General features: G+C 69.1%; 19 protein-coding genes and 1 pseudogene. 8 read left to right on the top strand and 12 right to left on the bottom strand.

Annotation, left to right across the window (positions count from 1 at the left end):
* Position 1: 1 nt before the first annotated feature.
* The 3 genes from ACFYR0_RS11515 to ACFYR0_RS11505 are packed head-to-tail and all read left to right on the top strand — an operon-like array spanning position 2 to position 2848.
* On the top strand, positions 2–922 hold the full coding sequence (locus tag ACFYR0_RS11515; protein ID WP_389324957.1) for an SCO2523 family variant P-loop protein: 921 nt from the start codon (positions 2–4) through the stop codon (positions 920–922).
* Positions 919–1884 (top strand): SCO2522 family protein, encoded by a 966-nt coding sequence (locus ACFYR0_RS11510; protein WP_389324954.1) that lies wholly within the window; start codon positions 919–921, stop codon positions 1882–1884. The genes ACFYR0_RS11515 and ACFYR0_RS11510 overlap by 4 nt, the downstream gene beginning before the upstream one ends.
* A 1-nt stretch (position 1885) precedes the next feature.
* Entirely contained in the window at positions 1886–2848 is a 963-nt protein-coding gene (locus ACFYR0_RS11505) for an SCO2521 family protein (protein ID WP_389324952.1), read from the top strand.
* A gap of 84 nt (positions 2849–2932) precedes the next feature.
* Here the strand turns inward: ACFYR0_RS11505 and ACFYR0_RS11500 are convergent, their stop codons facing one another.
* Both ACFYR0_RS11500 and ACFYR0_RS11495 read right to left on the bottom strand, forming a co-directional pair.
* Positions 2933–3499, bottom strand: a complete 567-nt coding sequence (locus tag ACFYR0_RS11500) for a DUF4291 domain-containing protein (RefSeq protein ID WP_389324949.1) — start codon at positions 3497–3499, stop codon at positions 2933–2935.
* Between the two features lie 123 nt (positions 3500–3622).
* A complete protein-coding gene (locus tag ACFYR0_RS11495; RefSeq protein WP_389324946.1) occupies positions 3623–3874 on the bottom strand; it encodes a DUF6422 family protein in 252 nt (83 codons plus the stop codon).
* Positions 3875–4589: 715 nt separating this feature from the next.
* Between ACFYR0_RS11495 and ACFYR0_RS11490 the strand changes: the two genes are divergently transcribed.
* A complete protein-coding gene (locus ACFYR0_RS11490; RefSeq protein WP_389324943.1) occupies positions 4590–6611 on the top strand; it encodes a S8 family serine peptidase in 2022 nt (673 codons plus the stop codon).
* A gap of 12 nt (positions 6612–6623) precedes the next feature.
* Here the strand turns inward: ACFYR0_RS11490 and ACFYR0_RS11485 are convergent, their stop codons facing one another.
* The 3 genes from ACFYR0_RS11485 to ACFYR0_RS11475 form a co-directional block, all read right to left on the bottom strand.
* The gene (locus ACFYR0_RS11485; protein ID WP_389324940.1) at positions 6624–7844 is read right to left on the bottom strand and encodes a metallophosphoesterase; all 1221 of its coding nucleotides are present in this window, start codon (positions 7842–7844) and stop codon (positions 6624–6626) included.
* 132 nt (positions 7845–7976) lie between these two features.
* Positions 7977–9716, bottom strand: coding sequence for a caspase family protein (locus ACFYR0_RS11480; protein WP_389324937.1), 1740 nt, complete (start codon positions 9714–9716; stop codon positions 7977–7979).
* A complete protein-coding gene (locus tag ACFYR0_RS11475; RefSeq protein WP_389324934.1) occupies positions 9713–10075 on the bottom strand; it encodes a hypothetical protein in 363 nt (120 codons plus the stop codon). The genes ACFYR0_RS11480 and ACFYR0_RS11475 overlap by 4 nt, the downstream gene beginning before the upstream one ends.
* Before the next feature lie 222 nt (positions 10076–10297).
* Between ACFYR0_RS11475 and ACFYR0_RS11470 the strand changes: the two genes are divergently transcribed.
* A complete protein-coding gene (locus ACFYR0_RS11470; protein ID WP_389324931.1) occupies positions 10298–11152 on the top strand; it encodes a hypothetical protein in 855 nt (284 codons plus the stop codon).
* A gap of 387 nt (positions 11153–11539) precedes the next feature.
* Positions 11540–12820, top strand: a complete 1281-nt coding sequence (locus ACFYR0_RS11465) for an alginate lyase family protein (RefSeq protein WP_389324928.1) — start codon at positions 11540–11542, stop codon at positions 12818–12820.
* 27 nt (positions 12821–12847) lie between these two features.
* On the opposite strand, the gene ACFYR0_RS11460 is transcribed toward ACFYR0_RS11465, so the two are convergent.
* The 6 genes from ACFYR0_RS11460 to ACFYR0_RS11435 all read right to left on the bottom strand — a co-directional run bounded on the left by ACFYR0_RS11460 (position 12848) and on the right by ACFYR0_RS11435 (position 19223).
* Positions 12848–13111 (bottom strand): hypothetical protein, encoded by a 264-nt coding sequence (locus ACFYR0_RS11460; protein ID WP_389324925.1) that lies wholly within the window; start codon positions 13109–13111, stop codon positions 12848–12850.
* A gap of 145 nt (positions 13112–13256) precedes the next feature.
* A complete protein-coding gene (locus ACFYR0_RS11455) occupies positions 13257–13595 on the bottom strand; it encodes a DUF2218 domain-containing protein (RefSeq protein ID WP_389324922.1) in 339 nt (112 codons plus the stop codon).
* A 273-nt stretch (positions 13596–13868) separates the two neighbouring features.
* Positions 13869–15875, bottom strand: a complete 2007-nt coding sequence (locus tag ACFYR0_RS11450; RefSeq protein WP_389324919.1) for a glycosyl hydrolase — start codon at positions 15873–15875, stop codon at positions 13869–13871.
* 78 nt (positions 15876–15953) lie between these two features.
* Positions 15954–16808 (bottom strand): carbohydrate ABC transporter permease, encoded by an 855-nt coding sequence (locus tag ACFYR0_RS11445; RefSeq protein ID WP_389324916.1) that lies wholly within the window; start codon positions 16806–16808, stop codon positions 15954–15956.
* Positions 16805–17758 carry a carbohydrate ABC transporter permease gene (locus ACFYR0_RS11440; RefSeq protein ID WP_389324913.1) on the bottom strand — a complete coding sequence of 318 codons (954 nt, stop codon included), beginning with the start codon at positions 17756–17758 and terminating at the stop codon, positions 16805–16807. Before ACFYR0_RS11440 ends, ACFYR0_RS11445 begins: the two co-directional genes overlap by 4 nt.
* Positions 17759–17903: 145 nt before the next feature.
* Positions 17904–19223 (bottom strand): ABC transporter substrate-binding protein, encoded by a 1320-nt coding sequence (locus ACFYR0_RS11435; RefSeq protein ID WP_389324910.1) that lies wholly within the window; start codon positions 19221–19223, stop codon positions 17904–17906.
* Positions 19224–19627: 404 nt separating this feature from the next.
* On the opposite strand from ACFYR0_RS11435, the pseudogene ACFYR0_RS11430 reads away from it, so the two are divergent.
* Positions 19628–19802: pseudogene (locus ACFYR0_RS11430) on the top strand (LacI family transcriptional regulator); the annotation flags it as partial.
* A gap of 170 nt (positions 19803–19972) precedes the next feature.
* On the opposite strand, the gene ACFYR0_RS11425 reads toward ACFYR0_RS11430, so the two are convergent.
* Positions 19973–20413: a VOC family protein gene (locus ACFYR0_RS11425; RefSeq protein ID WP_389324907.1), complete on the bottom strand. Its 441-nt coding sequence runs from the start codon at positions 20411–20413 to the stop codon at positions 19973–19975.
* A gap of 584 nt (positions 20414–20997) precedes the next feature.
* Here ACFYR0_RS11425 and ACFYR0_RS11420 point away from each other — a divergent pair.
* Positions 20998–21831: a glutamate ABC transporter substrate-binding protein gene (locus ACFYR0_RS11420; protein ID WP_389324904.1), complete on the top strand. Its 834-nt coding sequence runs from the start codon at positions 20998–21000 to the stop codon at positions 21829–21831.
* The last annotated feature ends 21 nt before the right edge of the window (positions 21832–21852 follow it).

Genomic DNA, 21852 nt, shown 5'->3' with positions numbered 1-21852 from the left:
GTTGCTCGTGTTCGCCGCGTCCGACAAGGGAGGCACCGGACGCACCGTCACCAGCGCCAACCTGGCCTACCAGCGCGCCTTGAACGGCGACCATGTCTGCTACCTGGACTTCGACTTCGGCTCGCCCACCGCTGCCGCCGTCTTCGATCTGCCGGACGTCCTCGCCGAGGCCGACGGACAGGGTCTGCACTCGTATCTGAAGGGCGGAACCGGCGAACCCCTCCGGGTCGACGTGTGGGACCGCACCGAACACCCCGTGCTGGCGGACCGCCCCTTCGGAGCCGGGCGGCTCGTGCTGCTGCCCGGGGACCGCGGGGGAGGGGAGTTCGTCACCGACGACGAGGATCTGCACCGGTGCGTCGACCTGATCCTGCGCCTGCGTGCCGAGTTCGACGTCCTCGTCCTCGACCTGAGCGCCGGACGCAGTTACGCGATGGAACTCGCCCTGGCCGCCACCTCACCCCTCACCCTGAAGCCCCGGATCCCCATCCGGTGGCTGGTCCACCACCGCTGGACCCACCAGCACGTCAGGGCCGCCGCCGAACTCGTCCACGGAGCGCGGGGCATGCTGAGCGCCGGTGCCGCGCTCGGCCACGACCCGGCCGCGCTGTCCGGCGCGATCCGCTTCGTCCGGACCGCCGTGCCGGACCCGTCGTCACCGATGTGGTCACAGGTCCGCCCCGCCCAGATCGCCTGGATGACCGAACGCCACCGCCGACTGGAGGAGATGGCCGCACGGCTCGGCATCGGCAGGTCCCGTGTGGTGGCGTCCGTCCCACTGGAGCCCGTCCTGCAATGGCGCGAACAGCTCATCACCGACGAGGACGTCCTCGACACCGGCATAGCCAACCTCGAGACCTGGCAGGCGCTGGTCGAACTCGCGCGACGGCTCGGCGACGACACGCACTGGGAGCAGCCGTGACCGAGCCCTCCTACGTCGAGACCGGCGCCGAACCGCGCACCGAATCAGTGCCCTTCTCCCATCTCTCCCTGGAACTGGGCCACTTGTACATGGAGGACTTCACCGAGGGCCCCGACCGGCTGCGCCGCCACTTCGCCGCCGTACGGCCCTGGGCCGACGCGGCCCGCCGGTCGCTCGACACCCGCCACCCCCGGATCAGCACCTGCTTCCTCGTCGACGACTACTTCAGCAGGCTCGCCACCCCGGCCGAGCTGATCCCGCCGCTGCTGACGGCCGCGGAGGAGGCGGGGCTGACCATCGACTACCTCGCCCGTGAGTCGGGCTGCGCCGCACCCGACCCCGCGCGGCGCGGTGCGGCCGCGCTCGCCGAGTGCGTCCTGGACCGGCTGGTGGAGGCCCCTCCGCCCGGCACGACCGGCTACCGCCCGCCCGTGGGCCGCACCGGCTGGCTCAGCAACGGCCGGCGCAGCCCCTCCCGGCGCGTCACCGCCGCCCTCGACACCGACGACCGCTGGCGGCCGCCGTCGGAGACCCTCGCCAGCGGCCACTCGGTCTTCATGGACGTCGAGCTGTTCGACCAGGCCGAGGACCGGCGCACCTGGTCCTGCGCCTTCCTGGCCGCCGTGTGGCAGCTGGTCCGCCTCGGCCTGCTGCGCGACGACGGGCGCGCCGTCCTGACCCCCGTCCCCTGGGAGACCGGCACCTTCCCTGCCGACTGGGACGCCCTGCCACCCGTGATCCGCCTCCAGCCGTCGGCGCAGCCCTTCACCGCCTACGGCACGTGCAGTGTGCTGCCCGCCCGCTTCCTGCCCGTCGAGCACGCCGTACGGGTCGTGCTGGACCAGGTGCAGATCGACCTCGAGGCCCTCGACCAGGTGGCCCGTCGCTCCGAGGCCGAGCAATACAGCGTGTCCGCGGGCGTCGTCGAGCGGATCTCCTACGTCTTCCCGCCGGGCCTGTGACATGGACGGCCCGCCGACAGACCCGCCCGCGGTCCTGCTGTGCGGAGAGGTGCGCACCGGCCTGCTGCCCGCCCGGGACGCGGTCGACGAGCGCACCGCCGCCCGGCTGCTGCGGCTGCGCGCCGACGAACGCGTACGGCTCTCCCGGCGCCCCGTGCGCCACGCGGTCTCCCCCGACGTCCTCACCGGCGTCGACTGCCGGCTGCCCGCCGCCGACGCCCGGATCCGCGCGGTGGGTACCGTCGCCGCCCGGGCGGTACTGGTCGAGGGCCGGGTCCTGCAGACGACGGCGCACTTCCGGCTGCCGTCGGCCGGCGACGACCGGCGCCGGCCCTGGGGGCACTACCTCGTGCGGCCCGGCCTCCTCGTACCCGTCGGCCGCTTCCGCGCCGGCGCGGTCGCCGACGGCCACCTGGCCGGCCGCCGCCCCGACGAACTGGACACCGGCGCGATCGCCGAGGCCCTGGCGGCCCGGATCTCCAGGCGGCGCGAGCTGGACCACGACCCGCCGCTGCGCACCCCGGTCACCGCCCTGCGCTGGTCCGCCCTGCCCGCCACCGAGGGCACGGCACCCTCACTGAGCCTCACCGTGGACGACCGGCTGCGCACCCTGCGACTCCGCATCCCCGGAGACCTCGCCCCCGCCCTCGTCGCCGCGTTCTGCGAGGACCTCGCCCTGCACGACTGGCTGCTGACCACCGTGGGCGACCGCCTCGACGGACTGCGCCCGGCCACCGCCGACGACACGGCCCTCCTCGCGACCCTGCGCCCCCTCGTCGACCACCTGCTGCACCTGTGGCTGCCGAGGGCCCGCCTCGACTCCACCCTGGCGCCCCTGTGGGACGTGCTGGAGGACACCACAGGCTTCACCCGGCAGTGGGAGAGCCTCGCCCAGCGCATCCGCGACCAACTGGCGATCAGGGCTCTGACGGGACGGACGACGGCTGAAGGAACCGGCCGATGACCAAGAAGCCGCTGATGCCGGTCCCGGCGTGCGGCGGCGCCACACCGACCGCGCGCCCCATGCGCCGACAGGAGTGCTCGCCTGTCATCTCCCCCTGGAAAGGCGGCTTTCCAGCGCCCGTGGCAGTGGATACACCCGCTCTGCGGGAAATAGCCGCTGGGCCTTGGCGGCGTGCCCGGTCTGCGTCAGCGCCGCGGCCTTGCGGACCCGGGGCGTGAGGTCCGCGAGGCTGACGATCCAGTCGTCGGTGAAGGTGCGGATCAGACCGCGACCGATGCCGACCTGGATGCTGTAGTGGTTCAGTGCCGTTCCCCGCGAGGACCGTTCCGGGTCCCACTGGACATGTACGGCCGCCTGCGCCACAGCTGCCGGATCCGCAGTCGTGAGCACGGCCCGGGACAGTGCTTCCTCCCAGCCCTCCCGGGCCATCCGCACGGCGAGAACGCGCTCCTGGCCTGGTTTTCGGGCCCAGTTGCTGCGGTGCATGAGCCACAGGAACGAGGGCTTGATCCACGTCATCCTGTGAAAGGAGAACGGCTCGACGAAGCGGCCCGCCCGCAGCGCCGCGTCGGCTATGGCAGGCGCGTACGCCTGGTAGACCACGATGGTGTCGGCGTCGTAGTCGGCGCGAACCTGGTACTGGGGTGCCATGCGCGGCACCCTGCCATCCGCTCGACTCGCATCGCGAACCGTTTTCGGGCCTCGGCCGGAGCGAACGCGCGGGGGCCGTCGCCACCGCAACTGGCCCGTCCCACCCACGCCTTGGGGAGCAGTTCAGGTCGCGTGCTGTGACGCGCTGTGCCTGCAGGCGCTTCGCTGGCAGACTTCATCGTCGCCCACGAACTCCCTGCAGTTGCCGCACTTGCGGCATCTGCTGCCGAAGAAGTCGTCGTCGAACCCCTGGATCTCGGCCCGCCTCAGCATCTCCGCGGCTTCTCTGCGTGCGCTGATGACCAGCAGTGCAGCCTTCTCCAGGGTTGCCGACTGTTCGTCGGTGAGGTCCTGTGTATCCGGAAGGACAGACATGATGGCTCCTCGCGTCAGCTCTGCCGGCGGGTACCTCGATCGAAGGTACGGCCCTGCCGTCAGCGCGCCGTTACTCCGACGTCACCGTCTGGTCTGCGCTGGGGCCCGATCTCGAGCTCGGCGTCCGAGCAGCAATTGACCGGCGAAGGTGGCCGTTCGCGCAGAACACCAGGCGTGACACCTTCAGCACGGCTGATTTTCGGTGAGTTTGCATTTCCCTGCATGGCCCAGAATTCTTCTCCGGTGAATCGCAGCCTGCATCGTGGGCGGCCGCGGGCCCTTTTCGGTCGCTCTCTTTACGGTCGCCAGGGTCCAGGATATGGCCCCGCCGTCAGCGCGGCGTTACTCCGCCGTCACCACTGCCCACGGCGTTGACCCGGTTCGCCGAACGCGGTACGACCGGCCTTGCGGACGGCGGGCAACGGTTGTTGAACAGGTCGACCAGGGCACCGGCAGGGTCTGCCCCGAGGTCATAGACCAACCCCCATAATTGCGGCTGAATTATTAGTCGGATTCATTGTGTCCACAACCGATTCAGCGCCCGGGGAGGTGCGTCAGAGGTCCCACAGTGTAATGGTGGAAAGGGAAGACGTCGCGTGAGAAGACGGCTCTCGAGGTCGCGGACGCGCGGGTGCCCGCACAAGGAAATGACGGAGGTCGTCACGACCGCCTCACGCGCACCTTCTCCATCACTACGCACCCTCAGGAGTTCAGCATGTCCCGTATCACGATCAATGGCGTCACGGTGGACCCGCTGGCCCAGGCCGGTGAGCTGGCCACCGCCTCGCTGGTGTCAGAGGACGCGACCGCGTCCAACTACCTGCTCGTCCAGACCACACACCCGCCCACAGCCGAGGAGAAGGAACAACTCGCCTCGCTCGGAGTGGTGATCCACGAGTATGTTCCGGACGACACCTACCTGTGCGGCTTCCGGCCCACGGATCTGGACGCCGTACGCGCCCTGCCCTTCGTAGCCTGGGCGGACGTGTACTTCGAGGGCTTCAAGATCGCCCAGTCACTCCGGCCGAGGCGTCTGAGCACGGGCATCGCAGAGCTGGCCGGGCCGATGGACGACGCGAATCCGGCCCCCCGCACCGTCGACATCGTCCTGCACGACGACGTCGCCGTGAGCGCCGACGGGCTGCGGGACCGGGTCGCGACGGCAGCCGGTGCCAGCGACGTACGGCCCGACCGCGGCAAGATCCGCATGACGGTCCGGGAAGAGGACCTGTCGGCCGTGGCCGCGCTCGACGAGGTGAAGGAGATCGAGGAAGTCCCCGAGAGGGTGCTGTACAACACCGTCGCGACGAAGGTCATGAACGCCCATGTGTCCCTGAACGGCTCGAAGTTCCGGGGCAAGGGCCAGGTCGTGTGTGTCGCCGACACCGGGTTCGACAAGGGATCCACCACCAATGTGCACCCCGCCTTCACCGGCCGGGTCAAGCGGCTCGTCGCCCTCGGACGTACGAGCCCCGCGAACGCGGACGACCCCGACGGACACGGCACCCATGTGGCGGGCTCGGTGCTCGGTGACGGGACGTCGGAGTCCATGGGCCGCGTCACCGGCACAGCCCCCGAGGCAAGGCTGGTGCTCCAGTCCGTGATGGACGAGAACGGCGGACTCACCGGTATCCCGGACAACCTGCTCGATCTGTTCGAGCCGCCCTTCGCCGAGGACGGAGCCCGCGTCCACACCAACTCTTGGGGCCCCAGCGTTCCCGGGCTGCCCTACAACACGGCCGCGAGGGAAGCCGATCAGATGGTCTGGGACAACAAGGACTTCGTCATTCTCTTCGCCGCGGGCAACGACGGTGAGGACCGGGACGGGGACGGCCGCATCAACCTCCGGTCCGTCAGCGGGGAGACCGGAGCCAAGAACATCATCATCGTGGGGGCGAGCGAGGGCGACCGCCCCGACATCTCCAAGAGGTACGACCAGCTTCGGAACGGATTGGTCCGGTTCCCCGCTCCACCGATCCGCGGCGACAAGATGGCGGACAACCCCGCCGGGATGGCGGCCTTCAGCAGCCGTGGCCCCACCCAGGAAGGACGGATCGCACCGACCGTCGTCGGCTGCGGTACGGCGATCCTGTCGACGCGCTCCCGGCTGGCGCAGGACCTCCAGAACTTCGGCACCTCCACGGATCCGGCGTACATGTTCGAGAGCGGCACCAGCATGGCCACCCCACTGGTCGCGGGCTGTGTCGCGGTGCTGCGCGAGACACTGCTGAAGAACGGGACACTCGAACCGAGCGCCGCGCTCGTCAAGGCCATGCTGGTCAACGGCGCCGACGAGCTGAAGGGCCAGTACGTCCCGAGCGAGGCGGGCCCTTCCCCCAACAACAACTCCGGCTTCGGCATCGTCAACCTCCAGCGTGCCGTGGTCCTGCCGGCCGACGCCGGCCGGGCGGGCTTCACGGACGCCGAGGAACTGGTCCAGGGAGAGGAGCGGGCCTTCCACATCACGATCCCGGAAGGGGCGACTCGCCTGAAGGTCACCCTCGTCTGGACCGACCCCCCGGGCAAGGCTCTGCAGAACGACCTCGACCTGATCGTCCGAGCCGGTGGCCAGGAACGCCACGGCAACATGGGCACCGGTCCCGGGTTCGACCGTGTCAACAACGTCGAGCAGGTCAACTGGCAGGACGTCCCGGCCGGGGAAGCGGAAGTCGTCGTCAAGGCCTTCCGGATCACCCAGTTCGCCCAGCCCTACGCCGTCGCCTGGCGCATTCTCTGACGGATACCACCGCTACGGCGAGGTGGACGCCTGCGGTGAGCGGAGCACGAGCAGCGTGATCTCGCTGGGGGCGAAGACACGGAACGGCGGTCCCCAGAAGCCGGTGCCGCGGCTGGTGTAGAGGAGTGTGCGGGTGCCGTGGCGGCTCAGTCCGGCGACGGCGGGCTGGTCGACGCGGACCAGGTGATGGAAGGGCCAGATCTGGCCGCCGTGGGTGTGGCCGGAGAGCTGGAGGTCGATGCCCTCGGCTGCCGCCCGGTCGACGAACTTGGGCTGGTGCGCCAGGAGCAGGACGGGGAGGCCGGGGTCGGCGCCGTTCAGGGCTCCGGCGAGGTGGGCGCGATGGCCTGCCAGGCCGGAGGACTCGGCGGTGACATCGTCCACGCCGGCGACCACGAGGGTGTCGCCCCCGCGTTCGAGCAGCAGGTGGCGGTTGCGCAGCGGCTCCCAGCCCAGCTCGTCCATCAGGTCGACCCAGCCCTGCGCCTCGCTGTAGTACTCGTGGTTGCCGGTGACGTACACACGGGCCCGGGTGGCTTGCACCGTACCGAGCGGGGCGGCCTGGGCGCGGCGGCGTTCGGCCGTGCCGTCCGCGATGTCGCCGGTGTGGCAGACCAGGTCGGCCTCCAGCGTGTTCACCGTCTCGCACACCCGTGCCGACCAGCGGGCGCGGTCGAGTGGGCCGTAGTGGGTGTCGGTGATGAGGACGACGCGGGTGCCGTCCAACCCGGCACCCAGCCGCGGGAGTCGTACGTCGAGTCGGCGCACGCGCGGTACCCGGCGGGCCTCGGCGTACCCCCACCCGAGCAGTACGGCGGTCACACCGAGGACGGCCCAGGTGACGATGCGGGCCCGGTCCTGACCCTCGCCGACTCCGGCCACGGCCAGGGCGAGCCGCAGCAGGACGCCCAGCAGCACGGACCAGGTGAACAGAACCCAGCTGCCGCCCAGCAGGGTGTCACCGACGATCGCCGCCCGGTCCTGCTGCCGCCGGCCGTGGCCGCGCGCCATCGCGAGCGGCATACCGACGAGGCCGAGGACGAACAGGGCGGTGCCGACCAGCGTGACGGCCAGTGGCCAGTGCTGACCCCCGTACAGGAGCACCCAGCAGGGCACCGTCCAGAGCAGGACAGGGGCGATCAGGGGGATGTAGCGCATCAAGCGGCGCAGTCGGCCCTCCCGCGGCGGTTGAGCTTCCCCTGCGGCGGACCGGGTGCTGCTGGTGTCGGTCACGCTTCCCCTCCCCGACCGGGCTGCTGTCTCACGCACTGTAGCCGGTCGCCCTCGGGCCGACCGGACCGGTGCTCATGGGGACGGCCCCCTTCCAGCGCGGGGACGCAACCCTGTCGGCCGGCCGCCCTCTGATCACAGGTGAGCCGGGGGGCCGGTTCGTACCGGGCTCCACAGCCGCAGCGTGGCGTCATTGGTGACGAGGGTGCCGTCGGGCAGATATCCCAGCCGTTGCACCCGGTACCTGTGGCCGGACAGAGGGGTCCCGACGGCGCGACTCGTCACCGGGTCCCAGAACCGCACCTTCGTGTCGCCGCCGGCCGTGGCCAGCACGCGCCCGTCGGGAGAGAACGCCAGGTCCATCACCTCGCCGCCGGGGTGGGTGAGCGGGAATCCGATGGGCCTGCCGGTCTCCCGGGACCACAGTCGTGCCGTCCTGTCGATGCTGGCGGTGGCGAGCCGACTGCCGTCGGGGGAGAACGTCACCAGGAACACGTCGTGCTGGTGGCCGCTGATCGGGTCACCGACCGGCTGGTGCGATGTGCGGTCCCACAGGCGGACGGCTCGGTTGCCCGCCGTGGCCAGCAGTGTGCCGTCCGGGGAGTAGGTGACGCACCGGTTGCTGTGAACCGTGTCGGCGACGAGTTCGCCACTCTCCAGACAGGTGGCCGGGTTCCACAGACGGATGGTCCCGCTGCGGTTGGTGGTGGCGAGCTCGGTGCCGTCCGGCGAGAACGCCACCGCGAACACGTACCCGCCGCGCTCGGTGATCGGGTCGCCGGCCGGGCGTTGCGTCGATGTCCTCCAAAGTCGCACCGTACTGTCAAGGCTCGACGTGGCGAGCAGTGTGCCGTCGGGCGAGAAGGCCATGTCCAGCACTTTGCCGGTATGGCCGATAAAGGGTCCGCCGATCTCCTCGCAGGTTGCCGGATCCCACATCCGCACCGTCCCGTCGTCATGGCCGACGGCGAGGAGGCTCCCGTCCGGGGAGACCGCGTGCGTCGCGGCCTCGGTCGTCTGGCCGTGCAGGGTCCGGCTCACGCCGAACAGACCCGTCGGCCGGTCGACCGGTTGCGCTGACGGCTGTCGCGGGTGGCCGGCGTCCGGAGGGAGACTGCCGGTGACGGTGGACGGCCGCTCGAAGACCTTCGTATGGTTGCGGGCGAGCGCCACCTGATGGCCGCTGTTGCGGTTGCGGGCCTGTGGAACAGGATGCCCGCGGGCCGCCAGGGTCTTGCGCAGATGCTGGTAGAGCACACCGAGATCCAGAAGTCCGGGACCGCCGGGTATGCCGTGCCGCAGGGTGTCCAGCAGGGCACCGGTGAAGGCGGTGTGGGCCGCCCCTGCGGGGGCCAGGGCGGTGCGCGTCTCGGCCGCGGCGGCCATCAGGAAACTGCCTTCCACGGCGGCGTGGTCGGCAAGGCCGTCGCCGGGGCTCATCCGTCCCAGGGCCAGTCCGCTGTAACAGCAGTCCAGGATGACCACATGCCGCTCGGCACGGGAGTCCAGCAGGAGCACTTGACGCAGCCAGTCATAGGGCAGAGCGGTCTCGACGCGGCCGGACTCGGTGTGCGGCAGCGCCAGGCACAGCTGATCGGCTCCGTCGACCAGGCCGTGCCCGGCGTAGTAGACGAGGAGCGTGTCCGAGGCCTCGGCGGCCGCCCGTCTCACGGCGCCCACCACGGTATGCGCGGCTTCCGGATTGCCCAGGACGCTCACGTTCCGGCGGGGCAGACGCAGTGTCAGCGGATCACACAGAAGGCCTGCGAGAGCTTCGAGGTTGTTCGACACGGCCGGCAGCGAATCGAGATGCCGATAGCGGTCGACGCCCACGAGCACCGCCCGCGACGCCGCGGGATCGGGCAGCACGCTCACCGGCCGTCTCCCTCATCATCGTCACGGACGGTGTCGAGCATCCGGATCGCCCGCTCGATCTCCTCCTCGGAGCACTCGGTGAGGGCGATGGTGGTGTCTCCCCGCCTGATCTCCACCCTCGGCCGCTGGTGTCGTGTTCGTCGCCATGCCACCACGGCCAGGACGAACGACGCGGCGCTCCATCCGTTTCCCGTCACCAGTTGCAGTACGTCGAGCTCCGTGCCCATCTCCTCCGGGCCCGGTACGCCACCGCGCAGTTCCGCCGCGGTCGAACGGCGAACGTCGGGATCGGCACGTAACCACTTGTGCAGTGCGGCCAGTTCCCCGGCGTCCTGCCCGACTCGCACCTCGAGTCTCATCCGCGTCCATTCCCTTCCCGGCCTGCCTCGCGACACGCAGAACCTGCCACAAGCCTGCCAGTCCCGGGGCTGCCGTGTTCGGCAAAGGTCAAACCACGAAGGGCTGTTGATGGCCGGCTGATACCTGCCGCCATGCCGTTACTCTGAACCTGTCTGTGCGGTTCGTCGCCGCCGGGCAGGGCTGGGGGCCGCACCGAGGCTGGGGGGCGAACGGTGGACCGGTTGCTGACCGACAGCGAGGGGATCGTGGCCTGCTGGCTGCTGATCTTCGCGGTGTGCAACGGACTGCGCGGGGCGTACTGCTGGTTCCGGGACAGCGGTCAGCGGCAGATCGTTGACGAACTGGTCGTCGGGGACCTGCATCCGGTGCGGGCCTCGTATCTGCTCGGGGGAACGGCCGAAGCGGCGGAGACAGCGGTCTGTGTGCTCGTCGACGACGGTGTCTTGAAGGTCTCCTCCACCGGTGAGCTGCGGTCCACGCACCGAGGCAGGAAGCAGACGGAGCCGGCCCTGCGCGCCCTGGCGGAGGAGATCCGCAGCACGTCGGCCGACGCGACGACGAAGCTGTACGAGATCGTGGACGAGGCTCGCTTCGCCCGGTTCAGGGAGCTTGTCGAGCGAGATTCGCCCGCCGTGCGTATGACGGCGTCGGGGAGGAGCCTGACGCTCATGCTGGCCGCTTCGATGGCGACCGCGTTCGGCATGGGCATGCACGGCGGGCTGGCCGAAGCACCCGTGCCGTTCGTACCCGAGGCCGACAGGGTGGTCTGGCTCTACGTCAGCGGGGCGGCCTGGATGGTGCAGTGGGGAGCGGCGTGCCTGTGGCCGTCGGACAAGCGGCGCCGCTGGAAAGTCCTCGACACCTACTGCAGGGACGAGACGGAGTTCGCGCGTGCGGTGCTGCCCGACGGCACACGGCAGAGGATCGCCCTGAACCGGGAGCGGCCGAAGCCGCCGCCACCGGCCCCGCGGGCCCGCAACCGCGCCCGCACCTGGAGCGATACCGGCGGTGACACCGTCGACGTGGACTCCTGCGGCAGTTGCGGAGGGTGCGGGGGCGGATGCGGAGGAGAGTGACTCGGGCCGTGGACGCGGAAGAGGAGACTCGACAGCCGCGGCCAACCTCTCTGCCGCACCCGCGGTTTCGGCGACACCGGCCGTCGGACGCGGCCGGCCGTCGCCCGTGGACAGCCACACCGCACCGCGCACCGACGTGCCGCCGCAGCAGGTCCGGCGGTTCCTTTCCTGGGCCTTAAGGGTTTCCTAACGCAACCTCCGCGGCTTGACCCCGACATCTGGTCCAGGCCAATGTGCTTGCGTGTCCGCGGCGGAATCAAGGGGCCGAGGCAGCGGCCCCGCGGACACTGCCCGAGGTGTGCCTTCCGAAGACGGCCCGTCCCAGCCCCACTTGGCGCCGCACCGCAGGGCACCCGTATCAGGATCGACTGCTTCGCGGAGGCATGGATGAGTGACGCGCGTCATGACACGGACGGCATCGAGGGACGGAACCGCGGGAGACACGTCAGGCGCCGACGGCTCTCGGTGACCGTCGGGTCGGCCGTGCTCGCCTTCGCGCTCGGGGCTCTCACACTCCCTTCGCTGCTGCCCGAGGACGCCGAAGCGGCCGGCCCCCAGCCCTCCGCGGCGGCGAAGGGCTCCTTCGAGCACCCCGGAGTACTGCTGAGCGAGGGGCAGTTGGACTTCGTACGGGGGAAGGTGAAGGCCGGAGCGGAGCCGTGGAAGTCCGCGTACGACGCCATGCGCGAGAGCAAGTACGCGTCCTTGTCCTGGACCCCGAAGCCGCGGGCGACAGTCGAGTGCGGGCCCAGGTCCAGCCCCAACCACGGATGCTCCGACGAGCGCGGTGACGCGCTCGCGGCCTACACCCACGCCCTGCTCTGGAACCTCACCGAGGACCGCCGCCATGCCTCCCAGGCCATCAAGATCATGGACGCCTGGTCCGCCGTGATCAAGGAGCACACGAACCACAACGCACCCCTCCAGACAGGCTGGGCCGGCGCGTCCTTCGCCCGCGCCGGCGAGCTGATGAAGCACACGTACACCGGCTGGCCGAGCGCGCGGCAGAGCCGCTTCGCCACCATGCTGCGCACGGTGTACCTGCCCATGGTGATCCAGGGACGGCCGAACGCCAACGGCAACTGGGAACTCATCATGATGGACGCCGCCACCGGTATCTCGGTCTTCCTCGATGACCGGGCGTCGTTCGACAGGGCGGTCGCCATCTGGCGCAAGCGGGTGCCCGCGTACATCTACGTCAAGAGCGACGGGCCGCTGCCGAAGACCCCGGCGGGCAGCAGCAAGGACACCCGGAAGGAGCTGATCGACTACTGGCAGGGCCAGTCCACGTTCGTCGACGGCCTGGCCCAGGAGACCTGCCGGGACTTCGGTCACACCGGCTGGGGCTTCGCCGCCGCGGCTCATGTCGCGGAGACCGCCCGGATACAGGGCCTCGACCTCTACTCCGAGGCGGCGGTCCGGATGACCAAGGCGCTGGAGTTCCACGCCGCCTACGAACTCGGCGAAACCGTGCCGTCCTGGCTCTGCGAGGGCTCGATCAAGCGTGGCATCGGCTCCGTACTGGAGGTCGCCTACAACCACTACGCGGGCCGGGAGGGAATCAGTCTTCCCAAGACCAAGCGGCTGATCCAGAGCAGGCAACGCCCCAGCGGCGCCGACTACTTCCTCGCCTGGGAGACGCTGACGCACGCCGGCAACCCCCGATGAAGGGTCGCACCTGACACCGGTCGCATCTCACGCTGCGGCCTGGCAGCCTGCCACCGGCGCGGCGAAGGCCTCGTCACGCGAACAGGCATCGTCACGAGACCGGACACCGCCACCCTCCGCGTTCGGCCGGGTCGACGCCGGCTCGGCCGACGCGTGGTCCGGCAGGGCGACGACGGTGTGGGCGGTGGGGACGGCACCGAACACGGCGGGGCCGAGGGCGCTGCCGATGTGGCGCAGTGTGCTGCTGGCCGCGCCCGCCGTGCCGGCCGGCTCACGGGGGAGGCTGTTCATCCCGCGCGAACTCGATGTGCTCGAGCGGTGGTTCGGTGTCTTCGCCGGTCACTTCCGCAGCCCGGACGCCTACTGGTTCACGATCTTCGGGCGTCCGAGGCGGACGACGCCCCGCGGCGGCGGTCACCGGCGTGACCTCTGCTGCTCAGACGGTGTCGCCCGTGTTGCGCTGCGTGCTTCCGGGCTCACCGGTGTCACGCGACCACCGCACCTCGAGTTCGTCCTTGGTGCCGAACCGGACCAGGTGGCGGCCCACCACGTCCTCGATCCGGTCGAGGTGTTCCGCCTCGGTGGTCACGTCCAGCAGCAGGGCGCCTTCGGCGGCCGTGAGGACTCCGACCCCGGCGCCGTCCGGGAAGACGAGCCGGCCTTCGCCGCTCTCCTCGTCCCAGCTGGTCTCGATGCGCCGGCCGAGATGGGCGGCGAGCTGCTTGGCATAGCGGTGCGGCCGGTCGGTGACGACGCGGGCTTGTGTACGCGGCATTACAACTCCCAGTGACGGATGGGTCCTTCGAGGAAGGCTACGACGCGCCCCGTATCGGGCCGATCCATTAAAGCCACATCGGCACCCGCCCCGTACACCTCCCACGGCGCAAGGTACGCATGCCTCGCGCACAACGGCCGACACCGAGCGCAGGGTGGAGCTGTTGGTGGATCGGCTCGCCGGGTTCTGACGCACCGGCCTGACGGGCCCGCAGCCGGGGATCGCGAGCCCCGGCTGCCTGCCTGCGGCATCGCTCGCGGCCGCGCCCGTTTCCTAGTGGGCTCTGATGTTGTCGACGTAGACCGTGCCCGTGGTCGCCGCTCCGCTCCCATGGCCGAGGTACAGATTGAAGGCCGTCACTTTGGCGAGACGGGCCGCGTCGAGGACGGCTCCGGCGTGTGACGTGTCCCAGGGGGCAGGCTTGAACTCGCTGAAGGGTGCGTCGACTTCCTTCCCGTTCGTGTCGCCGAGCGGTGCCCCGTACTCGAAGTACACCCCGTCGGCGACGATCTGGAGCGTGGCGCCGTTGGCGGAGCCGTCGCCCTTCAGCCACAGCGACAGGGACGTGAAGGCGGACCAGTCCGCGTCGACCGCCTTGCCGATGCCGGTGTATTCGGCGCCGGTGAAGTCGTAGGCGTAGGCGAGGCCGTAGGAGCCGGTGGACTTGTGGTCGGGCGACAGGGTGGTGGTGTTGGCGTTGACGTGGCTGTACGTCTCGCTCAGGGTGACGTCGTCCCCGGCGTAGCTCTCGAAGTCGTCGACCCACCCGGCCGGCAGGGGGGTCCCCTCGCCGAGGAAGACGAGCGCGGAGTCGTTGAGTGTCCGGCCCGCCACCCGCGCACTCACCTTCAGGGTCACCGAGCGATTGTCGGACCGGCCCGGGTCGATGGACCAGTCGCCCGAGTAGAAGCCGTCGGCGTCCAGGCGCAGTGGCTGGGCGGCCCCGTCGTTCACGGAGTACGTCACACGGCCGGCCTTCGCGTGCGTGACGCGCACCCGGACGGTGGTTCTGGACGCCGTCACACGCTGCCGGTCCGTGGGTGTGACGAGGTGCAGGAACGGGGCGTTCCTGACGGGGCTCGTGCGGGCGGAGAAGACCCCTCGGAGATCGCCGGCGAACAGGGTGTAGGGGTCCTGGTAGTACGCGACGAAGCCGGGCAGCAGGGGGTTGCCCGGGTAGGGGACGTACGCGCGGTTCGTGCCCCCGAAGTTGGCCCAGGTGAGCATGTACGTCGCCTGCCGGGCCAACGGGTCCGCCTTGATGGCGTCCAGCAGTTGGACGTACCACCGCGGGTTGCGGCCTTCGGTGCCGCTCTCCCCGAACTCGGAGTAGGCCGGTACCTTGCCCCGCTCGTTCGCCAGTCTCACCACCATCGCCAGATCGGTCACCAGGGCGTCGAGCCAGGCAGGTGATCCGGCGGAGCTGTCGTAGGCGTCGTAGCCCAGGACGTCGACGAACTGATCGCCGGGATAGGTCTTGAGGTAGTTGGCCGGGTCGCCGCCGAAGGCCGAGTTGGGCGAGTAGGCGTACAGCAGGTTGTGAACGCCCCTGGTGTCCCGCAGGTATTCGACGGTGTAGCGGTACACCTCGATGTACTCCGCGGAGGTGGTGTGGCCGGCACCCCACCAGAACCAGCCTCCGTTGTTCTCGTGGAAGGGGCGGAAGACGACCGGGATCGCGGTGCCGTCCGGCCTGCGTGCGCCGGTGACCGCCTTTGCGATGCGGTCGAGGAAGGCGTTGAAGTCCGCGTGCTTCGCACCTCCTGGGAGGATCTGGCCGACCACTCTGCCCGAGGTGTCGTAGAAGTTCTCTCCGGTGACGAAGTTCGGCATGTGCGCGCTCAGGGTGTTGATCCCGCCTCGCGCGTCTGCCTGCCTTATGCAGCGGCTGAGCGCGGCGATGTTCTCGGCCTCCGTGCTGCTCCGGGCTCCGGGGCGTTCGTCGCCGTCGAGGATCAGTGTGTCCCAGCCGAAGACGGCGGGGTAGTCGCCCACAGCCGCCAGGGTGTCGGATGCCCTGCCGTCGGGGGCGCTGAAGGTGAAACCGTAGGTGAGGTCGTGCTGATGGCCGAAGAGGACGCCCCGGCCCTGCTGTTGCCTCAGGTAGGCGAACAGCGCGCGGGTGGCGGGGGTGGCTCCGTCGTCGACGATCCGGACCGGCGTGGGTGCCGCGGTCGGCCTCGCCGGGGGAGCGGCCGCCGAGGTCTGGGCGCCTGCGGCCATGGCCACCGCGGCGCCGGTGAGGATGAACGCGCGGCGGTTCAGCGCGGGGTTGGGCATGTGCGTCTCCTTTGGCACGGCCTCTTCTTGCGGGGGGAGGTGTGTCGATGCGGTCGACGGCGGGGTGGGCGGCGCGGACTACTTCGTCGCGCCGCGCGTGAACCCGTTGTAGATGTAGCGCTGAAGGAACAGGAAGACGATCAGCGTGGGCAGGATGACGAGAATCGCGCCGGCCGAGATGGCCTCCCAGTGGGCGCCGAAGGGGCCTTTGAACCGGAACAGGGCCGTGGATATGGTCCCGAGGTTCTCGGAGGGCATGTACAGGAACGGGATGTAGAAGTCGTTGTAGACGGTGATGCCCTTGATGATGACGACGGTGGCGATGGCCGGCCTGAGCAGCGGGAAGATGATGCGCCAGTAGATGGTGAGCGCGTTCGCGCCGTCGAGCCGCGCGGTCTCGTCGAGGGAGACGGGAATGCCGCGAATGAACTGCAGGAAGATGTAGATGGACACGATGTCCGTGCCCATGTAGAGCAGGATGGGCGCCCATCGGGTGTCGAACAGTCCGAAGCTGTTGACCACTTGGAACGTGGCCACCTGGGTGGTCACGCCCGGTACGAGGGTCGCGACGAGGAAGAGGCCCATGACCAGCTTCTTGGCGCGAAAGTCGAAGCGGTCGATGGCGTAGGCCGTCATGGAGCCGATGACCACCGTGCCGGTGACCGAGAAGAGCAGGATGAAGGCTGTGTTCCCGAACGCCGTGAGCATCTGGCCGTCGCGGAAGGCCGTGACGTAGTTGGCGAAGTTGAGCCAGTTGCGGGGGAGTTGGAACGGGCCGCCTCCGTCCGTGGCTTCCTCGGACGTCTTGAGGGAGGTGAGGAACACGACGGCCAGCGGGGCCAGGACCACCAGTGAGGCCAGGACCAGGGAGAGACGGACGAGGTAGGCGCCGATGCTCCGGGGGCGACGGCCGTCCGCCGCGTTGGTCGTCATACGAGGTCCGCTTTCTCGTCCGGCACGAGCCGGCGCTGGATCCAGGTGATCAGCAGGATGATCAGGAGCAGGACGACGGCGGCGGCGGAGGCCAGACCCGTCTTGTTGAACTGGAACGCCAGTTTCACCGTCTGGATGACGAACGTCGTGGTGCCGGTCGCACCGCCGGTCATGATGTACGGGATCTCGAACACGGACAGGGAACCGGAGACGGCGAGGATCACGCTCAGGCTGACCACGGGCCGGATGCTCGGCAGGATCAGGTACCTGAACTGGTGCCAGCGCGTGGCGCCGTCGAGCTGGGCCGCCTCGTACAGTTCACCCGGTACGGACTGGATCGCCCCCAGGAAGAGCACGAAGTTCAGGCCGGTGAAGCGCCACACGGAGACACCCGCGAGGGAGACGTTCGCGGACGTCGGCGAGCCGAGCCAGGTGTGGTCGGTGCCCGCTCCGAACCAGGACAGGACGGAATCGAGAGTGCCCCCGTCCTGGAAGAAGTAGAGGAAGACGAACCCGATCGCCACGCCGTTGATCAGATACGGGAAGAACAGGATTCCCTTGAAGACGTTGCGCAGGCGCAGATTGAAGCTGAGGACGGTCGCGAAGTACAGGGCGACGAGAATCTGCACGGCGGACGCGGCGAGGTAGTAGAGGCTGACGAAGAACACCTTGAACAACTCGGGCCGCGTGAACAGTTCGGTGTAGTTGGCGGTCCCGGTCAGACGGATGTCCGGGCTGACGCCGTCCCAGTCCGTGAAACTGTAATAGATCATGTTGGCCACGGGCACGTAGGTGAACGTGATCAGCAGGGCCAGCGGGACCAGCAGAAACAACCATGGGGTGGCCCTGCGCAACGATCCCCGGCCGGCCCGGGAGGCGTGCCCCGTCGTGCGGTTGCCGGTGCGTACCCCGGCCGCGGTCGCGATCAGCTTGTCAGTGGTGTGGGTCATGTCGGCCTTTCGGTCGTCCGCGGACGCGGTGAGCGGCCGGGCCGGGGAAGCCCCGTCACTGGCCCCCACGGGCACGGTCCCGAGGAGCACTGTCACCGGGCGTGGGTCCGAGGAGCCCCGTCACCGGCCCGTGCCCTGCCCTGCTTCAGGAGCCCGCGGTCTTCAGGGCCTCGCTCCACTTCTTGTCGAGGTCGGCGAAGTAGTCCTCCAGGCTTCCGTCCTGGACGCCCCGCGCCATGTCCACCAGCTTCTGCCGGTAGTCGGGCTTTGCCAGGCCGATCTCGGCGGCGTTGTCGACGGCGCTGACCTGAGTGCTCTCGGCCTCGGACCGCTCCAGCAGGGTGACACCGTTGTCTTCGAACGGCTTCAGCGTGTCCGGCAGGACACCCGACTTCAGCGTCGGGATGGAGCCCTCGTCCTGTGCGAAGCCGGACTTGTCGGCGAACCAGTCGACCCACGCGCGCGCCGCGGCCTTGTGCTCCGAGTGGATGCTCACCGCGTCCTGGTAGTCGGAGGAGAGCATGCTGCAGAACTTGCCGTCCGTCTGCGCGGGGAACGGCATGAAGCCGATGTCGTCGGGGTTCCTGCCCGCGGTCCTCGCCGCGTCCTGCATCTGGCTGATGGCCCAGGAGCCCAGCTGCATGGTGGCGATCTCACCGCGGGCGATCATGCCCTTGGAGTTCTCCCAGTTCGTGGTGGTGGGATCCTTCTCCACGAGCTTTTCGTGGACGACGTCGTAGAGCAGGGTGTCGATGACTTCGAGGTCGCTGCCCTCGGCCCACGGGGCGTTGGAACTCGCCAGGGCATCGCTGGCCTTCGCGTCGCAGCTGACGGAGCCTATGCTCGCGGTGCCGGCGGTCAGCGGCCACATGTCCTTGAAGTTCGTGTAGTAGGGCACCGCGCCCGTCCTGGCCTTGATCGCCTTGAGTCCGGCCACGAACTCCTGAGGGCTGGTCGGCCACGAGGTGATGCCGGCTCGCTTCCAGACGGCCTTGTTGTAGACGAAGCCGTCGGCGTTGCCCACGGTCGCCAGGCCGTAGACCTTGCCGTCGACGTTCGCCTTGTCGGTGAAGCGGTACTTCTCGCCCAGCTCGTCGGCGCTGCCCAGCGAGGCGAAGAACGAGGGGTAGTCCTTCTTCGCGATCGCGTTCGGGATCATCAGCACGTCACCGTAGTCATCGGTGTTCATGCGGATCTTGACTTCGCCCTCGTAGTCGGTGACGCCGTCGAACTTCACGGTCACCTCGGGGTAGAGCCTGTTGAACTCTGCCGCGTACTTCTTCATCGTGCCGTCCTGCACCAGGTCCGTGCGGTGCGTCAGGACCGTGATGGTGCCGGACACGGTGCTCGGGTCCGTCGCGGCGGCGGCCGATTCGCCCTTCGTGGCCGCCGCCCCCGTGCATCCCGTCGCGGTGATCGCCGTGACAGCGGTCACCGCCGCCAGGGCCAGCCGCTTCCTCCCCATTTGCGCATCCCCTTCCAGATCGCAGTTCAGGTCCACCTCGGGCTGCGGGCACTATGGCATCCCGGAATTGAACCGGTAAAGCTCGCTGCGCATATTCGTTACGCTGACCCGCTCATTCCTGTCGCACAGTTGAGGCCAAAAGGGCAAATTGACCGAAATGGTTGACTGAAGAACAAGGCTAGACCGGTTTATGGACACCGCTTGCGGGCCGTTGGTTTGGTGGTCGCGTGACCGGAAGCCCCGACATCATGCGACGGAGCCGTGCAGGAAGAGGAGATCCCAGTGGCCGACCCGTCCGAGCGTGGCACTTCGGCGGCTCGCCCGGCCCTCCTTCGCGTGGAACCCGCGCGAGCCCGGCACGCGGCCGACGCTTCACCGTCAAGGACGTCGCAGCCCGAGCCGGCGTGTCGAAGGGAGCCCTGTCACTCGCCTTCAACGGCAGACGCGGGGTCTCCGAGGCCACCCGGGACCGCATCTTCCAGGCCGCCCGCGACCTCGGCTGGCCCCAACGCCGACGCCCGCAGCCTGCCGAAGGGAACGCGGGCCGACACGATCGGCCTGGCTATCTGTCGTCCGGCATGACTGCTCGGCCTCGAACCCTTCTCCGTACCCGCCTCGGCCTACGCCTCCTGCGCACCACGATGCCGCGCCGCTGCCCCGGCCGGCCGGCGTGCCCGGGTTCCTCCCACGCCTGAGACGCGGCGGCCGGTCCACCGTCGGTCATGGACCAGGACCCAGATCGCTCCAGTTCAGCGCAGTTGCTCGGCCAGTCCGACGATGATGCCCTCCGGGCCGCGGACGTAGCAGAGCAGATAGCTGTCCTCGAAACGGGCGATCTCGCCGAGCAGTTCGGCGCCGTGGGGGCGCAGGCGGGCAACGGTGTCCTCGATGTCGTCGACGGCGAACATGACGCGGTGCGTGCCCAGAATGTTGTGCGGCCGGTCGCGCGGCCCGTCGCTGATCGCCGGGGGGCTGAGGTACTTCGCCAGCTCGAGCCGGCTGTGACCGTCCGGGGTCCGGACCATCGCGATGTCACAGCGGACGCCGTCGAGCCCGGTGCACCGGTCGGCGAACAGGCCCTCGACCTGCGTCCTGCCCTCCAGCTCCATACCCAGTTCCACGAAGAACGCGACGGCGGCATCCAGGTCCTCGACGACGATGCCGACATTGTCCATCCGCTTAATCGCCATGCTGGTCTCTCCTTCTTTGTGTGGCCTCGGCCGTGCGGGTCGCAGTGTCCGTTCAGGAATTGTGGCTGATTCGAGAGAACCGATCCACATGGGGAAATTTCTTGAATGCAAGGGGATGGCCAGGGGTATGCATGCCTACCGGTGAGTAGTCGTTTGCCTACTGAATCGTGATGCTCAAGTTCAGCTCAGATGTGATGACGCTGGTCGTCCCGGATCCTTACTGTCCTGCGCAGCCGAGGAGGACGGAGCCGTACGGCGATGACCGGAGCGCCGGTGCGCGAAGAGACAAGGAATGCCACGCGAGGTGTGGCCGGAAACGGTGAATCGACCGTGCCGTACTTGGCCCTCCCTTGAGGGGCGCTCGGCTCGGGCTTCGCCCCGTCCGCGTCGAAATCGAACGGCTCTTCTCGAGGACGGGCGCTTCTCCGACCCGGCCGCGCGCATTCAGTTCCTGGCGCGCCGCGCGCCGATCGAACCGGGGCCTCATGTCGGTAATCCGGCATCCCCGGACCTCGTCGTGCCCGTGAAGTCGTACGTGATTCCGTGACACGGCATCGCCCTGATCAATCGAAGGAAGTCCAGTTATGAAGCTCCACAGAGTTCCCGCCGCGGCCACGGTCGCGTTGGTTCTGTCTGTGACCGCGACGGCGTGTCTCGGTGAGGGTGATCAGGGCTCGGGGTCCCACGCCGGTGAGACCATCAGGATCGGTATCAAGTTCGACCAGCCCGGTCTGGGGCTGAAGGAGCCGGGCGGCGAGTTCTCCGGTTTCGACGTCGACGTGGCCACGTACGTCGCCAAGGAGCTCGGCTACGAGCCCGACCAGATCGAGTTCGTCGAGACCAAGAGCGCCGACCGCGAGAACGCGCTGGCCCGTGGCGACGTGAAGTTCATCGCCGCGACCTACTCGATCACCGACGAGCGCAAGCAGAAGGTCGACTTCGCCGGCCCGTACCTGCTGGCCCACCAGGACCTGCTGGTCAAGGCCGGCTCCGACATCGAGTCCGGCAGTGATCTCGACGGCGGAAAGCTCTGCTCGGTGGCCGGCTCCACCTCGGCGCAGAACGTCAAGAAGAAGATCGCGCCCAAGGCGCAGCTGGAGGAGTACACCTCCTACTCGGAGTGTCTCGTCGGCCTGCAGAGCGGGGCGGTCGACGCGGTGACGACCGACGACTCGATCCTGGCCGGGTTCGCCGCACAGAAGCAGTACAAGGACCAGTTCGAGCTGGTCGGTCTGAAGCTGAGCAACGAGAACTACGGCATCGGGCTGAAGAAGGGCGACACCGCCACCCTGGAGGCGGTGAACAAGGCCCTCCGGAAGATGGTCCGTGACGGCTCCTGGGGCGAGGCGGTGAAGGGCAACCTCGGCCTGACCTACCAGTACGAGCCTGCCCCCAGAATCGGTGTCGTCAAGGAGTGATCCCGGGGCCGACAGCAGGGC

The sequence above is a fragment of the Streptomyces sp. NPDC005017 genome (assembly GCF_042873115.1).
GTDB lineage: Bacteria > Actinomycetota > Actinomycetes > Streptomycetales > Streptomycetaceae > Streptomyces.
This window is presented reverse-complemented; position numbering and strand designations above follow the sequence as displayed.

Excerpts from the sequence above, each read along its gene's own strand:
- ACFYR0_RS11505 (WP_389324952.1), top strand. The coding sequence starts at position 1,886 with ATGGACGGCCCGCCGACAGACCCGCCCGCGGTCCTGCTGTGCGGAGAG.
- ACFYR0_RS11500 (WP_389324949.1), bottom strand. The coding sequence starts at position 3,499 with ATGGCACCCCAGTACCAGGTTCGCGCCGACTACGACGCCGACACCATC.
- ACFYR0_RS11495 (WP_389324946.1), bottom strand. The coding sequence starts at position 3,874 with ATGTCTGTCCTTCCGGATACACAGGACCTCACCGACGAACAGTCGGCA.
- ACFYR0_RS11490 (WP_389324943.1), top strand. The coding sequence starts at position 4,590 with ATGTCCCGTATCACGATCAATGGCGTCACGGTGGACCCGCTGGCCCAG.
- ACFYR0_RS11475 (WP_389324934.1), bottom strand. The coding sequence starts at position 10,075 with ATGAGACTCGAGGTGCGAGTCGGGCAGGACGCCGGGGAACTGGCCGCA.
- ACFYR0_RS11465 (WP_389324928.1), top strand. The coding sequence starts at position 11,540 with ATGAGTGACGCGCGTCATGACACGGACGGCATCGAGGGACGGAACCGC.
- ACFYR0_RS11460 (WP_389324925.1), bottom strand. The coding sequence starts at position 13,111 with ATGAACAGCCTCCCCCGTGAGCCGGCCGGCACGGCGGGCGCGGCCAGC.
- ACFYR0_RS11455 (WP_389324922.1), bottom strand. The coding sequence starts at position 13,595 with ATGCCGCGTACACAAGCCCGCGTCGTCACCGACCGGCCGCACCGCTAT.
- ACFYR0_RS11450 (WP_389324919.1), bottom strand. The coding sequence starts at position 15,875 with ATGCCCAACCCCGCGCTGAACCGCCGCGCGTTCATCCTCACCGGCGCC.
- ACFYR0_RS11445 (WP_389324916.1), bottom strand. The coding sequence starts at position 16,808 with ATGACGACCAACGCGGCGGACGGCCGTCGCCCCCGGAGCATCGGCGCC.
- ACFYR0_RS11440 (WP_389324913.1), bottom strand. The coding sequence starts at position 17,758 with ATGACCCACACCACTGACAAGCTGATCGCGACCGCGGCCGGGGTACGC.
- ACFYR0_RS11435 (WP_389324910.1), bottom strand. The coding sequence starts at position 19,223 with ATGGGGAGGAAGCGGCTGGCCCTGGCGGCGGTGACCGCTGTCACGGCG.
- ACFYR0_RS11425 (WP_389324907.1), bottom strand. The coding sequence starts at position 20,413 with ATGGCGATTAAGCGGATGGACAATGTCGGCATCGTCGTCGAGGACCTG.
- ACFYR0_RS11420 (WP_389324904.1), top strand. The coding sequence starts at position 20,998 with ATGAAGCTCCACAGAGTTCCCGCCGCGGCCACGGTCGCGTTGGTTCTG.